This window comes from Oceanispirochaeta sp. M1 (assembly GCF_003346715.1).
In the GTDB taxonomy this organism is placed as follows: domain Bacteria; phylum Spirochaetota; class Spirochaetia; order DSM-2461; family DSM-2461; genus Oceanispirochaeta.
In genome coordinates this window covers 98,047-113,222 of record NZ_QQPQ01000009.1, presented here as the reverse complement: position 1 = coordinate 113,222, position 15,176 = coordinate 98,047, and the positions used below count along the sequence as shown (strand labels likewise).

Annotated in this window: 12 protein-coding genes; 7 read left to right on the top strand and 5 right to left on the bottom strand. The window is 43.8% G+C overall.

Features of this window, described 5'->3' with window-relative positions; all coding sequences use genetic code 11:
- Positions 1 to 53 precede the first annotated feature (53 nt).
- Together DV872_RS08215 and DV872_RS08210 are read right to left on the bottom strand one after the other, a co-directional pair.
- Complete coding sequence (locus DV872_RS08215) at positions 54 to 1,883, bottom strand: ATP-binding protein (RefSeq protein WP_114629387.1); 1,830 nt, start codon at positions 1,881 to 1,883, stop codon at positions 54 to 56.
- Positions 1,880 to 3,205, bottom strand: coding sequence for a sigma-54 dependent transcriptional regulator (locus DV872_RS08210; RefSeq protein ID WP_114629386.1), 1,326 nt, complete (start codon positions 3,203 to 3,205; stop codon positions 1,880 to 1,882). Before DV872_RS08210 ends, DV872_RS08215 begins: the two co-directional genes overlap by 4 nt.
- Before the next feature lie 208 nt (positions 3,206 to 3,413).
- Between DV872_RS08210 and DV872_RS08205 the strand changes: the two genes are divergently transcribed.
- The 6 genes from DV872_RS08205 (at position 3,414) to DV872_RS08180 (ending at position 10,233) form a co-directional block, all read left to right on the top strand.
- On the top strand, positions 3,414 to 4,550 hold the full coding sequence (locus DV872_RS08205; RefSeq protein WP_158546888.1) for a substrate-binding domain-containing protein: 1,137 nt from the start codon (positions 3,414 to 3,416) through the stop codon (positions 4,548 to 4,550).
- Between the two features lie 88 nt (positions 4,551 to 4,638).
- Complete coding sequence (locus DV872_RS08200) at positions 4,639 to 5,604, top strand: ABC transporter permease (RefSeq protein ID WP_114629384.1); 966 nt, start codon at positions 4,639 to 4,641, stop codon at positions 5,602 to 5,604.
- 67 nt (positions 5,605 to 5,671) lie between these two features.
- Positions 5,672 to 6,865, top strand: a complete 1,194-nt coding sequence (locus tag DV872_RS08195) for an alanine racemase (protein ID WP_114629383.1) — start codon at positions 5,672 to 5,674, stop codon at positions 6,863 to 6,865.
- On the top strand, positions 6,856 to 8,355 hold the full coding sequence (locus tag DV872_RS08190) for a sugar ABC transporter ATP-binding protein (RefSeq protein WP_114629382.1): 1,500 nt from the start codon (positions 6,856 to 6,858) through the stop codon (positions 8,353 to 8,355). Before DV872_RS08195 ends, DV872_RS08190 begins: the two co-directional genes overlap by 10 nt.
- A 79-nt stretch (positions 8,356 to 8,434) precedes the next feature.
- A complete protein-coding gene (locus tag DV872_RS08185; RefSeq protein WP_114629381.1) occupies positions 8,435 to 9,442 on the top strand; it encodes a hydroxyacid dehydrogenase in 1,008 nt (335 codons plus the stop codon).
- Positions 9,439 to 10,233: a sugar phosphate isomerase/epimerase gene (locus tag DV872_RS08180; RefSeq protein WP_114629380.1), complete on the top strand. Its 795-nt coding sequence runs from the start codon at positions 9,439 to 9,441 to the stop codon at positions 10,231 to 10,233. Before DV872_RS08185 ends, DV872_RS08180 begins: the two co-directional genes overlap by 4 nt.
- On the opposite strand, the gene DV872_RS08175 is transcribed toward DV872_RS08180, so the two are convergent.
- Complete coding sequence (locus DV872_RS08175) at positions 10,230 to 11,078, bottom strand: AraC family transcriptional regulator (protein WP_158546887.1); 849 nt, start codon at positions 11,076 to 11,078, stop codon at positions 10,230 to 10,232. The two genes, DV872_RS08180 and DV872_RS08175, sit on opposite strands and share 4 nt — an antisense overlap.
- Positions 11,079 to 11,191: 113 nt before the next feature.
- Between DV872_RS08175 and DV872_RS08170 the strand changes: the two genes are divergently transcribed.
- Complete coding sequence (locus tag DV872_RS08170) at positions 11,192 to 12,256, top strand: uroporphyrinogen decarboxylase family protein (RefSeq protein WP_114629378.1); 1,065 nt, start codon at positions 11,192 to 11,194, stop codon at positions 12,254 to 12,256.
- On the opposite strand, the gene DV872_RS08165 is transcribed toward DV872_RS08170, so the two are convergent.
- Both DV872_RS08165 and DV872_RS08160 read right to left on the bottom strand, forming a co-directional pair.
- Positions 12,257 to 14,194, bottom strand: a complete 1,938-nt coding sequence (locus DV872_RS08165; RefSeq protein WP_158546886.1) for a DUF2264 domain-containing protein — start codon at positions 14,192 to 14,194, stop codon at positions 12,257 to 12,259. It lies immediately after the preceding gene.
- The gene (locus DV872_RS08160; protein WP_114629376.1) at positions 14,187 to 15,095 is read right to left on the bottom strand and encodes an AraC family transcriptional regulator; all 909 of its coding nucleotides are present in this window, start codon (positions 15,093 to 15,095) and stop codon (positions 14,187 to 14,189) included. Before DV872_RS08160 ends, DV872_RS08165 begins: the two co-directional genes overlap by 8 nt.
- Positions 15,096 to 15,176: the final 81 nt, after the last annotated feature.

Sequence of the window (15,176 nt, the reverse complement as noted above, 5' to 3'; positions counted from 1 at the left end):
CTATTTTTTACTGATTATTCTCTTTAGATATTAATCTAAGTATGGATGATTTCTCAGGAAATTGTGTTTGAGTAGAGGGGAAGCTCAATGCTCATGCAAAGTCCTCCGTTTTTTTCATTTTCAGCTTTTATGGACCCCTGATGCTTTTCAATAATGCTGTGGCAGATAGAAAGGCCCATTCCAAGATTGCTGTCTCCTGTCTTTGAACTGAAGAAAGGGAGGAAGATAGACTGTAATTCTTCTTCCGGCAGTCCGGGGCCACTGTCAGAGATCTTTATTAACACTAAATTATCCTCTTTCTCTACCCGGCATTTAACAAGCACTTTTCCCTCTTCCTTAAGGGCCTCAAAGCTGTTTTTGATCAAATTGAGTACTAACTGCTTGATCTCCAGTTTGTTGGCATTAATAAGAATCTCACTTTTGCCTGTGTCAATATTGAGAGATATTTTCCGTTTTCTTGCTTCATAATCTATAAGATTGCAGATATCTTTTATGGATTTGACCAGATCAAAAACCTGAACTGCTTCATTCTCTTTTCCCGGTGAAAGAGCGACTAGGTTTCCAATGATTTTTGATATATCTTCCACTTCCTCCTCAATACTTATCAGTGATGAGGCTATCGCTTCATTCTGATTATTAAAACGGATATTCTCAAGATAATAATGAATGATCTCCAGGGGGTTATTTATTTCATGTGCCACTCCCGAGGCCAGAATACCAACAGAGGCCAGATTCTCTGAGAGCTGCATCTTTTTCCTAAGTTCCTCATAGGACGTAATATCTTCAATTATCAGAATGGTTCCAATCAGTTTATTACCCTCTCGTATGGGGAATAAGGTAATATTATTAAGAGTTGCCATCTTTTCTGTATAGAGACGCATATTAAAGTATTTCTTTTCTTTTCCCTTCTGCAGAGCAGGCCTGATCTGATTCAATATATCAGAGTTCTTTGAGCCCAGAAGAGCTGAAAGTTCAGTGCTGTCTTCAAGAATCTTCCCTTCAGGAAATAGTTGGGCGGCTTGTTTATTTACAAGCTTCACCTCTTCGTTTGTATTGATAAGGATAAGATTCACAGGTAGGTCATTCAGTATTGTTTCATTGAATTTCAGAAGTTCAGTAAAGGACTGCCGGGTCAGTTTCTGAAGGCTTTCAGTAATCTGTGTATAGGCCAGTTTAATCAGAGCGATCCGGTCAATCTTATCAGCATCTTCTGTGGCGAATACTGTTCCATTTCTAATGATTGAGACTTTGTCCGCAAAGAAGAAAATATCGTCAATCCTATGGGTAATGAAGAGCACACCCATCCCTTTCTCTTTTCTCTGCCGTAAAAGAGTATGAATCTTGAGAAGGCTTGCTGCGTTCAGTTTTTCCAGGGCTTCATCGATTATCAGAAGGCTTGGGTTTTTGTAAAGTGACTTCAGAATATCAACCAGAACCAGATCGCTGAGGCCCAGCTGCTTTATGGGTTTTTCAAGGTCCAGGTCGAAGTCCACTGCAAGAGATCCTAGGAAATATTGGACCTTCTTCAGCTGTCCTTTTCTTGTCTGTAGGGGGAAAACTGATGATTTTTCATCAAGAATTATATTTTCCCAGACTGTGAATTCCTCAATCAGGGGATTTTGCTGACTGACATAGTAGATCCCCAGTTCTCTGGCCTTTCTTCTGCTCAGCTTCAACTCTTCCTGTCCATTTATGCTGAGGCTTCCAGATTTGGGATTATAGAAACCGCTCAGTATATGGGCGATTGTTGATTTACCAGTACCGTGCTCACCTACTACTGCATGTATTTCTCCGCAGCAGACCTTGAGACTTGTATCTCTTAAAACGGGATAGGTTCCATAATCATAGCTGACTTTCTGGAGGGTTATCGTTTCAAGTTTCATAGCAGACCATGTTTTTCAAGACGGTTGTAGATTGTTCTGCGGCTTATATTCAGATATTCGGCTGTTTTCTTCTTGTTGTATCTGCATTTCTTCAGGGCCTCAAGAAGTTCCTCTTTTTCAAGCAGTTCAGGGTCTTCGTCATGAACTTCAACTGGCATATTTTCATTTCCTGAGAGATAGGGCGGGAGGTCCTGTTTTCTAATCATTTCACTGGAAGACATTGTCATGGCAAAATTAATTACATTTTTTAATTCACGGATATTTCCCGGCCAGAAATAACTGTTGATGATATTCCTTGCCTCGCCATCGAAAGCCTTCTCAGTTCCATACTCTTTCATAAAATTGCTGATAAGTCCGGGGAGGTCATCCTTTCTCTCTCGTAAGGGAGGGAGTCGGAATAATGCGGTATTCAAACGGTAGTAAAGATCTTCCCTGAACTGTTTTTCCCTGATCAGATATTCTAAATCCTTATTTGTGGCAGCTATGAAGCGGACATTTACCTGAATGGTTTTATCTCCTCCAAGACGTCTTATTTCACTGTTCTGTAGAGTTCTGAGAACCCTGGCCTGAATCTCCAGAGGCATATCACCTATTTCATCCAGAAAGAGGGTTCCTCCGTCGGCCTGTTCGAATATCCCTTTGTATAGAGAATCTGCTCCCGTATAGGCACCCTTTTCATGACCAAAGAGTTCATTATCTAAAAGATTTGCCGGGAAAGAGGCACAGTTTATTTTAAACATTTTCCGGGAAGCTCTGGTGGAATGATTGTGGACGTATTCGGCCATGATCTCTTTGCCGGTTCCGCTCTCTCCGATAAAAACAACAGGGAAATCTGTCTCCGACATCTTATGAATTTTCATCATAAGGCTGTTGATTCCGGGATTCATGGACTGATATGCGGCCGTTTTGCTGCTGAGTCGGTTTTTCAGCTCTGTATTTTCATTAGCCAACCTGCTGGATTGAAGAGCATTTTCAACCACTCTCTGAACCCGTGCAAAGGGGAGGGGTTTCTGCATATAATCCCAGGCTCCCAATTTTATGGCATCCACTGCAGTTTCTATACTTGCATAGCCTGTCATTATTATTACTGGTATCGATGTATCAATGGCTTTGATCTCTTTAAGAATATCTATACCGTTCTCATCTTTAAGCCTCAGGTCTAGAAGTACAACATCTGCCTTTTTATTCCGAATATAGGGGAGGGCATCTTTACTGTTAAGAGCATAATGTGCCTTATAACCGATATTTTCAAAGTCATGCGCCAGGATACGGCAGAGTTTTTCTTTATCATCAATGATCAATAGTGTGAAGTTAGTGTGCATGTTTAATAGTTTAACCTTTACATAATGTAAATCAGGTGCACATAATAATGCAAGCTTAATTTTTGTTTAAATGTCTAAGGAATTCTTTAAATTCATATGGCATAAATAAATATTGGTTTTTATGTTCTTTTTTTAGATGAGATGGCACGATCCTTGCGTTCTGGATAGGAACTCCCCAGAAAGGGGTAGGACATTCAAAGGAGTATTTATGAAACGTATTTTTACAAGTCTGATCATTCTGGTCTCATTGACAGCAATGAGCTTTGCTGGAGGTCAGCAGGACAGCTCTGGTGCATCTGAATCTAAAGTAATTAAAGCTGAGGCACTTCCAGAAGTCAGTGATAGCGATCTGGCCCTTGCGAAAGGACCCAATGGTGAAACTGCTGTTCGAGCCAGTGAAGTAGAATTGACTGATGCACAGGTTCAGAATGTAAAAGACGGTCAGTTCAAGGCCGCACTTCTCTGGGCAGGATCAGGCGAATGGTATAATGCTCTCTCCAAGGGAGCAGAAGATGAATTTGCACGTCTTGGGGTTAAAGTAGTTTCAAATGCGGATGCACAGTTTGATCCTGCTAAACAGGCTACAGATGTTGAAACATGTATGGCTCTCCAGCCGGATGCAATACTGACTCTTGTTGTAGACCCTGTTTCCGGAGCCCGTGCTTTTAGACCAGTTGTGGATAACAACATCGTTTTAGTTTTCGCAGACAACGGTGTGGATGGATACAAGGCCGGAAGTGAATATGTCAATGTTGTTACAGGTGACCATTACGGTATGGGCCGTGCTGCAGCGGAGCTGATGAATGATGCACTGAACGGTGAAGGTAAGGTCGGGTTTATCTATCATGATGCCGATTTTTTTGTGACCAATAACAGAGACTCTGCATTTAAGAAGGATATTGAGAACAAATATGCCGGTATGTCTATCGCTGCTGAAAAGGGATTTTCTGAAGAGAGTGCAACAGAGGAAGTCACTAATGCCATGATGACTCAGAATCCAGATATAACCGGGATCTATGTAGCCTGGGATGTTGCAGCAGAGGGTGTTGTCGCAGCTCTCCGTTCAGGAGGATGGAATGATGTCAAAGTTGTAACCCATGACCTGGGTGCTACTCTTGATCTGGATATCGCTTTGAAGGGTAATGTGTACGGAAAGGTTGCTGATGTCCCCTATGATATCGGAGTAACAATGGCTCGTTCCGCGGCACTGGAACTTATAGGTGAAAAAGTTCCTCCCTTCGTAGTCGTTCCTTATCTAAAAATGACCAGTGATAATATCAGAGAGGTCTGGAATCAGTCCCTCAGAAAAGATCCTCCATCAAGCGTTCTGAAGTCACTTAAATAAGCACTTTAAATCTTTCTGACTGACAATCTGCCGGAGCGGAATAAACTGCTCCGGTATTTCCCGGCTCCGGCCGGAGACCGGAGGACCTATGACAAACATTCTATCAAACAGGGAATCTTTCAAAGATTTCATAAGACAATATATTGTCTATATAAGTTTCATTTTTTTACTGATTATCTTTTCTCTCATATTACATGATAAGGGATTTCTCTCTTCACGGAATCTAATGAATATCCTGAGGCAGACAGCTATGGTTTCTGTAATGGCTGTCGGGATGACCTTTGCTATTTCTGCAGGAGAAATCGACCTTTCCATCGGCGGGACTGTTGCTCTCTCTGCTCTGATTGCCGCTCTGGTTTTGGAACGAACAGATGTGGTACTTCTTGCATTGGCTACGGCTCTTTTGACTGGAGGAATCATTGGACTGGTTAATGGTCTGATAACAACTAAGGCGCGAATCCCGGCATTCTTGGTAACTCTGGGTACATCCAGCATTGTTACCGGTCTTGCCCGTTCAATAACCAACCTGGAAGCTGTTCCTATTATAAATAAGAATTTTACATATCTGTTCGGTTCCGGTGATATCGGTGCTGTTTCTACACTTTTTGTCTGGACTGCAGTTGTTGCAATTCTCGGTCATATCCTATTAAAGCATACACCCTTTGGTAAAGCCGTTCTGGCAACAGGTGGTAATAGAAATGCAGCCCATTACACAGGAATAAAGACAGATTTTACCAGACTCATGGTTCTTGTTATCAGCGGTCTCTCTGCATCATTTGCTGGAGTGCTTTATGCCGGAAGATTGCATGGTGCCCGTTATACACTGGGTGAATCGGATGTCATGACTGTAATTGCTTCAGTCATTATCGGAGGTACCAGTTTTACTGGTGGCAAGGGAACAGCCATAGGGGCAATTCTTGGATCAATAATCATGGGAATGCTGAATAATGCCCTTCTTCTTATGGGACTTTCTGTTTCTGAGCAGATGATTGCCAGAGGTGTAATCATCATTATCGCCGTATCTCTCAGTCTGAGAGAAGGAAAAAATAATTAAGCTTTTGGGTTCTGATCTGAAAAATATCAAGGCTCTAAAAGAGCCTTTGTCGTATTAGGAGTTAACTATGTTCTTAAATGCACTTACCAGGAGAAATCCTGAATTCATAAAAGCGGCAGTAAGTCTTCACCAGGAAATGAAATTGCCGTCCAATTGCTGTGTTCTTGATTTGGATGCAATTGAAAAGAATGCTTCTTATATCAGTAATAAAGCCGCAACATTGGGAATTACTACTTTTGGAATGTCAAAGCAAATTGGTCGTCATAAGCCGGCTCTTGATGCTGCTGTTGCGGGAGGGATTAAGAGTTTTGTTACCGTTGATATAAAAGGCTTCCGATCTCTTAGATCAAACGGTCATAAGATCGGCCATGCGGGTCATCTGGTACAGATCCCTGCCGGGGATATTTCCTACTGCCTTTCACAGAAACCGGAATTCTGGACAGTCTTTAATAAGGAAACTCTCACAGTCCTTAATAATGAAGCACAGAGACAGGGACTCGTTCAGAAAATCTTTCTGAGAATTTATGGAAAGGGAGATAACTTTTATGAAGGTCATGCGGGAGGTATCCCAGTAGAAAGGCTTGAAAGTACTCTAGATTATCTTTCCGGTCTCGGCTCTCTCCGTTTTGCAGGACTGACAACCTTCCCCTGCCTTCTTTATAATGATGTCAGTTCAACAGTGGAGAAAACCCATAATCTGAAAACTCTCAGTGCTGCAGCAAAACGTCTGCATAATCTAGGTTTAAAGGATTTTGAAGTTAATGCTCCGGGAACAACTTCAGTAGAGATTCTGCCTCTCCTGGCTGAGGAAGGGGTCACACAGATAGAGCCGGGGCACGGTCTGACAGGTACAACTCCTTTGCATGCTGTCCGGGATCTTGTTGAAATCCCCGGTGTATTGTATTTGTCTGAATTGGCGCACCTGCATCAGGGGACACCCTACTTTTATGGAGGCGGTTTGTATATTGATCCTGTATTTCCTGATTATAAACCTACAGCCCTCTCTTCAAAAAGTAGTGCTCATATTCTGGACCGTTTTTATGAGGCACAGATTCCACCGTACCAGGCTATCGACTATTATGGCATGCTCCATGGAACAGAGGGTGCAGGATGTCAAATCGGAGACTCAGTGATTCTGGGGTTTCGCCCACAAGCTTTTGTTCGTACCTCCTATATCGCATCCATTAAAGGAATCAGCAGGGGCAATCCGGAGCTGGTAGGGATTTCTGATTCCAATGGGGGAGCTGTTCAATGGCCGTAAATACTATTCTTGAAATGAAGGATATCTGTAAGTCATTCGGACCGGTCAATGTTCTTAATAATATCAATTTCACTTTGCAAAAAGGGGAGATTGTCGGTCTGGCTGGGGCAAATGGAGCTGGTAAATCCACCTTGATGAAAATCCTGAATGGTGTTTATTCATGTGATGCAGGTTCGATCTCTGTTAATGGTAAAGTAGGTGTTTTTAATTCTCCCAGGGAATCTGCTAAGGCGGGTATCGCCATGGTTTTTCAGGATTTCAGCCTGATTCCGACTCTGACAGTCTGGGAAAATCTATTTCTGGCACATGAGCCTCTGAAAAGAAACGGCCTTATTGATAAAGAGTTCTGCATTAAAAAATCCAGAGAGATCTTCAAAAGACTTAAAATGGAAATTGACCCTGAAATCTATCTTGAGAAGCTTCCTGTCGGGAAGCAGCAGATAGTAGAGATCGCCAAGGCACTGAATCAGAGTGATGAAGGAGTTTTGATTCTTGATGAACCAACCGCATCCCTCTCCTGCACTGAAATTGAATCTCTATTTACAGTACTCAGAACTCTAAAGGAGCAGGGACTGTCCATTATAATAGTGACACATCATCTCCAGGAGATTATGGATCTCTGTGACAGAGTCTCTGTGTTGAGAGATGGACGTATTATTCTGGATTCTCCTGTACCGGAAATTACTCTTGATCATATTGTAGAGGCCCTAGTAGGGGATCAGATTGAACATGCAGATTTTCATTCAGGACGGAGTGATTCAGATGAGGTTGTTCTTTCTGTGGATAATCTTTGTATGGAGGGGTTCTGGACAGATTTATCATTCCAACTCTATAAAGGAGAAATCCTTGGGATAGCAGGAGTGCTGGGCAGCGGTAGAACAGAGCTATTAAGCTCACTCTATGGTCTTATGAAAAGCAGTAAAGGACAGATCTTCCTGGAAGGCAATCCGGTTGAGCCTGGAAATCCATCAGATGCTCAGGGACTGGGTTTCTTTATGATTCCTGAGAATAGGCACCGTCATGGCATCGTTATGGGAGATTCGGTTTATAACAATATTCTGATCCCTGTCTGGAGAAAACTCAGTAAGCGGGGTTTCCTGAAAAAAGATACCGGGCGGAACCTTGTGCAGTCACTGATCAAACGCCTGAATATAAAGGTTTATTCAATGGACCAGGATATTGCCAGTCTTTCCGGGGGGAATCAACAGAAGGCTGTACTTGCACGTTGTCTCAGCTCAGATTTTTCGGTACTTCTTCTTGATGAACCAACCATTGGTGTAGATATTGCATCGAAGAATGAGATTGCCTCGATTATCAATGATATGGCACATGATGGTCACTCTATAATCATTGTCTCCTCAGAGCTTGATGAGATGGCTAAGGTCTGTGACAGGGTCCTTCTTTTGAAAAACGGCGGTATTGCCAGTGAACTCTCCTATAGGATGGGGGATGAAATCAGTGAAGACAGTATAATGCGGCAGATTCAATAATCCAGTTTCAGGCTGCTCCGAGTTGCTCTGATAAATACCTTGTGATATTATTGTATGCAACAAAAGAGGAGCAGCTCTGATGCAGTTTACATCTTTAATAATTATGGACCCACTCCATATCAATGATATTTTCGGCCCCGACCAGGTTTCAGAAATAGAATCCATGACCACTCTACTTCATCCTCCCATGGGCAGGAAGGAAGCATTGGCTCGTCCCGATCTTCTGGAGAAGGTGAACCTTCTCTTTTCAGGCTGGGAAGGATGCTGTCTGGATGAGAATTTTCTAAAATCCGCCCCTGAACTTAAAGCCGTATTTTACGGAGCAGGTTCACTGAGAGAGATTGTAACCCCGGACTTCTGGAAAACAGATATTCCTATCACCACAGCCTACTCGGCCAATGCCGTTCCTGTTGCTGAATTTACATTTGCACAGATAATTCTGGCCTTAAAAAAAGCTCAGTACTTTACTCGTCTCTGTAGGGAGAATCAGAGCTGGGAAAAGCAACACGCCGAAGAAAAGATGATTCCCGCATGTTATGGATCTACAGTCGGGCTTGTTTCCCTGGGAATGATCGGTTCTCTGGTTCTGGATTTCCTTCAGAGCCTGGATGTTAAGATCAAGGTCTTTGATATTTCCCGGAATGAGGTTCTGGCAGCGGAGAAAAATTTTGAATATGTCTCTCTGGAAGAGATTTTTGAGAGCTGCGATGTCGTCTCTCTCCACACAGCGAATCTTCCTGCAACCAGGAAGATGATCAGCGGGGAACTTCTGGCCTCCATGAAGAAGGGGGCTGCTTTTATCAATACCGCCCGGGGGGCCATTGTGGATGAAGAGGCCATGATTGATGTCCTCATAAATCGTCCGGATCTCGAAGCTCATCTTGATGTTGTCTATCCCGAACCTCCTGCAGAGGATAATCCTCTGCTCTCTATGGCTAATGTATATATTACCCCTCATATTGCGGGTTCCCAGCAGAAAGAATGCAGACGAATGGGGCAGATGGCTGTTGATGAATGCAGACGATTTCTGGCAGCTGAAGCTCTTGTCTGGACTGTGACAGAAAAAATGATGGAGACCATGGCATGATAATTCCCGGACTTTGTTCTATTTCATTCAGACATCTTCAGGCTGAAGAGATTATCGGGCTCTGCTCAGAGTTGAAAATACCTGCAATAGAGTGGGGCGGAGACATACATGTTCCTCATGGTGATGCATTGCGGGCTGCCCAACTGGCTGAGCTCTGTGATGCTGCCGGAATCAGATGTCCATCTTACGGCTCCTACTACCGGGTGGGAGAGAGTGAAGCAGGGGGCCTCTCCTTTGATGATGTCCTGGCATCAGCCGATTCTCTTGGAGTGGAAACCATAAGAGTCTGGGCCGGCAGTAAGAATTTTACAGAGTATTCTGCTGCCGAACTGGCTGCAGCCGTGGATGATATAAGACGTATCGCTGATATGACTGAAGCTGCCGGAATGACCCTCTCTTTTGAGTATCATGAAAATACTCTGACCCATACCCCCGAAGCAGTCCTGGCGCTGGATAAGGCTGTAAACCATCCTTCTGTCCGCTTCTACTGGCAGCCCCCCCATGTCTTTAACGACCAGGCATGCCTGAATTCTCTCCTGGATCTGGGAGAGAAGTTGACAAATATCCATATCTTTCAATGGAAGCTTACGGAATTTCGGGAGCCGGATAAAAGAATCGAGCGCCGTCCCCTCTCTGAAGGAGTTGAGCGATGGAGCCACTTTTTCACTGCCTTACCAGGGAATGAGAATCGCTATGGTTTTATAGAGTTTGTAAAAGGAGATGATCCTGAACAGCTGCGGGAAGACTGGAATTCATTTCTGGAAATTCTGGAACGAAAAATTCCCGTTTAAACGGAATAAGCAAGGGCATAGCTCCTGGGAGTTGTGCCTATATTGGCCTTAAAACAGCGGATGAAGTGGGATAGATCTCCAAAGCCTGAATCATAGGCGGAATCACTCACTGATTTCCCCTGTTTTAGAAGGATGCATGCCAGCTGCAGCCGTCGCTGAATGATAAACTGATGAACCGTCATCCGGGTTATTTTTTTAAACTTGCCGTTCAGGGAATTCACGGATATTCCGAACTCCCGGCTTAACTGGGGCAGGGTTATTTCGTCCCTGATCCGCTGCTCTATAAATAAGAGTACATCCTGAATAAAATCCTCTTCCGATAAATCTTTCAGATGATCCTTTCTGTCTACAGGGACGGCATAAATCTCATTTAGGAAGATCAGTATTTCTGTCAGAATCATCTGCTGTTTCAGCTGTGAGGCAGGATGATTTGACTCTATTGCCTCCATCCCTTTGTTAAAGAGTAGGAGTAGTTTTTCATAATCCTCAGGATTCGGGCTTCTATAGTGACAGAAGTCGGGTTTCCTGTGATGGAAACAGGCAAAGAGCTCATAGTCTGTGGTATTCCAGTTCTGTAGAAAAGTATCCTGAAAGAGAACCATTTTCCGGGCATAGTTTTCGGTTTCGGGAGGAAGGGCCCTGTGAACATCAAGTGAGTTGAACAGGAGAATATCTCCCCTGTAAATCTCATAGAGAATATTCCCAACAAGATAGTGCATCTTCTCTGTTTCACAGATATATATTTCATTGATTTCATGCCAGTGCCATGGGGCCGGGAAACCGGGAGGGCTGATGGAGGAGTTGAGGCTGAAGGGTTTTTGAAAAATCTCCTGAGCAGGTTCCATTGCAAAAAGATAGCATGATTTGTGAAATATGCATATTAAATAGTTAAAAATGCAAAGATATGTGCAAATATCCTCGTGTATCATTATTCTGAGAATTGATATTGGAGTAGATAATGAGAGAATTGAAAGACTATCTTGATGATATTGAGAGCAGACTGGATGCAGAGCAGGAAGATAATATTCTTGATCAGTGGGATCAGTATGTGAACGGCCGATGGCAGGAACCTTACTTTATGCCCCGGAGAGAAAAATCCAAAACCCGTATTGAATGGCCGGAAATCAATATCAACGACTGTCTGGAAAGTGATGAGATTATGGCTATCGATCAGTTTGCCACGGTCTCTCATAATCTTTCCTGGGGATTCGGTGGTCTTCTTTCAGTAAGGCCGAACTTCGGGGTGGGAACTCTTCCCTCCTTATTCGGTGCCCCTCCTTTTATCATGCCCAGAGAGATGAATACTCTGCCAAATGTAAAAGAGCTTCCCGGCGGTATTGATGCGATAAAAGATGTAGTCGGCGGAGACATTCCGGATCTGAACGGCGGTCATGGAGCAGGTGTTTTCCGTATGGCTGAACTCTATAATGATATCTATAAGCAGTATCCTCTTATCTCAAAATATATCAGAACAGATCATCCCGACTGTCAGGGCCCTATGGATGTGAGTGAACTTCTGTGGGGTAGTGATATCTTTCTGGCTCTATATGACAACACAGACCTTGTTCACTCTCTCCTTGGAAAAGTCAGTGAAACCTATAAGGCATTCCTGGGGAAATGGTTTGATCTGATGCCTAAAAAAGATTCGATGAATGCTTTCTTCGGAAATGGCTATCTCGGCGCAATCTGCATCCGGGATGACTCGGCAATGAACCTCAGCCCCCATATGTATAAAGAGTTTATCCTTCCTTATGACTCGGCACTATTGAAGCATTTCAAGGGAGGAGCCATACACTCCTGCGGTAGGGTGGATCATTTTATCTCCTTCCTTGCAGAGATTCCCGATCTCCATGGTTTTAACCTGTCACAGCCCGAATACAATGATATGGAACTTGTCTTTCAGAATACTGCTGATAGAGCTCTCCCCCTCATCGGTCTCCAGGAAAAAGCAGCCCTTGCAGCCCATTCCGGAGGACGGGATCTTAAAGGGTTTGTGTCTCTGGAACAGAACTCTTCAGTCTGATCATGACGTTCCGGGGGAACCTTCTCTGTTTCCCCGGACAATCTCCTCTTTTATTTTCAGCCAGGCAGCAGGAATCAGTCGTTCCTCACTGACTCCGCTGACTATCAGATCTTCATCCTTATTATAATCCACCTTAATGTTGTCATGACTCTTCTCATCTTCAACAAGTCCTGAAGAGGCACAGCTTATCCAGAGTGAAGTACCGGGCATCTGTTTTCTAATAAGTACAGGGATGACTGTCCTGGTAAAAAGAAGATTACTGTTGGGTTCCGCTGGTATCTGCCAGGGTTCTACGGAATCTGTCTCTTCATCTGATTCCGCTATCAGCTCTGTAATTTTTGCAAAATGCCCGCATCCATGAAACTGTGCTTCACTGCCTTCCTGTTTGAACATAGATGTCTGTTTATGATCTTCAATAGGACAGGCTGCACCACCCTCGGCAAACACCAGAAATCTGTTGCTTTTGACAAGATGAAGCCTGATCTGTATCCCTTCAATCCATGTCAGGATACTGCGGATGGTCAGTCCTTCTCTAATCTCCCAGTCCGAGGATATTACATCGTCTCTGAACTGCCTGTTTTTGGTTCTGCCCCTATGGAGCCAAAGATTATCCTCTGTGTGTATCATAAGAGTATTGTCAGGATTCTGTTCTCCGATTTTACGACTGCCTACAGGAACGGAGAAGGGGATACGGCTGTTATAGGAAAGTTTTCCATATTTTTGTTCGTTGTGCCTGGGGTCGAATTCGGCAAATTGGCCGGCATTCAATATGGTTACATCACCTCTTTTATCACGGCATACAAGAAATCGGGGATGCTTTTGCAGTGAAACTTCCGGCAGCCGCATGGGGAGATCTTCTTCTTCTGCCTGCCAGAAGGAACTCTCTTCCGTGAGTGCAAGAACAAAGAAACTCTTCAGTCCCCAGTAGGGACCTCCGGGACCATTGTAGCCTTCTGCCATCAGCAGATTCGGGAAGGCATAACCAACTGTAAGGTATCCGTCATCCGAGAAGAAAGGTTTTTGAAACCACCAGCGCAAATGTCTGAGAATCATTCCTTTCAGAATACCCGGAGTGATCCAGGCCGCATAATTCTCAAGCCCTGCAAATGCCGCTGCCGACCAGAAAGAACACTGAGCAAAACGGTATGTCATACTACGGCCGTAGGCCACAGCTTCGCCTCCAGGGGCAAACCAGGCGCTGAAGTCTTTTGCGAATATGGCAGCTCTCTCCATAAATCTCCTGGAACGTTCGGGATCTTCTTTCATTCTGATTCCTGCATAGAGGAGTCCATAAAAGTGCATTCCGAATGAGATATAGTAGTCGTACTGTTCTGTATGGCCATCGGAATACCAGCCGTCTCCCTGATAGTAGCTGTCCAGCTCTTTCATATCCTCTTCAATCTGTGTATCAGAACCACCGGAGCATACATTTTTAAGACCTACGTTCACAAAGACTCTGAAGAAGAGCCAGTTGCAGGGCGGGTATTCATGGTCATTGGCAGATTCAAGCCATATCTGTAAATTCTTTTTTGCCTGATCGTCCAGCTTATCCCAGAACATTTCCGGACTGAGCAGAAGAGAGAGACCAAGTACGGCCATCTCAACAAATTTCTGATCCCTGTTAAAGGTGTCCCCCCAGTAGTCAGGATGCTCAGGGTTCACTCCCTTTGCCATCCCTTCGGCGCACATGGTTATATATTCTTCCATCTCTCCCGGAGGGGTTCCACCGGCAAGGGCGGGGACAATTCCCCAGAAGGGGCGGGAATAGCCTTCCAGTCCGGCTCCATTCATCGTGTAGTGAGCAGCTGTGCTTGTGGGAAGCATCCAGGTATTGCTATGTTTTAATGCCGCCGGCAGAGGTTTTATCAGAGTTTCGAGAGCCCTGACCATGTCGGCTCTGCTTTTCAGCGGATTGTTTTTCAGTTCATTGCTATACATCTTTTCTCTCCTGAGTTCGGGTTCGTTTTCTGAATTCGCCGGGGGGGATTCCATATAGAGACTGAAAGCTTCGGCTGAAATGAAACTCATCATAAAAGCTGAAAGTATCTGCAACTTCTTTCAGTGACTCTTCTCCACTTCTCAGGAGGTCTGCTGCTTTTTCAAGTCTGAGGTTCCTGTGAAATTCCATTGGAGTCGTATTCCATACTCTTTTAAATTCTCTGTTGATATATGTTTTGGAAACGTTGAGGCGTCGGGACAAATCATCAAGATTCAGCTTCTCTGTCAGACTGTTTCTGATTATCTCCGCTGTCTGTTGAGGCAGTTTTTCTTTTTCTCTATCCCTGTTGAGTCCGGTGATCATCTGCCATATCTCCGCCAGTTTAAGGTGAATCTCAAAACTGCTTTTTCGGTAGTCTTTCTGAAGATCACCGTATGCATAAAAGAGTTTCATCCATCTTAAAACCTGGTCATTATCAAGACTGATCAGTGAAGGAAGGCTGTTTTGATCCTTCCCGGTTATTTCAGACATAAGTGATGTAAATGGAATCTTCAGTACTGAATCTCCGCATACATACTCAAAGGTTATCTCTGAATATTCCATTTCTCCCTTATTACAGGGATAGAAGTCATGATCCTCTCCCGGGCTGACTAGAAGGAGGGTCCCCGGGGTAATATCCACTCTTCTATTTTTATAAATTACCTGGTTCTTACCTTTTGTGTATAAAACAGCGTGGTAAACATCATGGCTGTGAGGGGAGCCGTATTCATTGTCCTTCAAGGCATTTACTTCGGTGATAGAGCTGTGTAGCAGAGAAAAATCGTAGCGGGTATTATCCCTGTGAATACTGAGGATCGAGGACTCGGCTTCTCTGGTTTTGCTAATGTAATATGACTTCATTGTGTTTGAATATACATTTATAATGCCATTTTTGTCTAATAATAAAGGTATAAAGTTTTACATTATCTATTTGTATGCTTA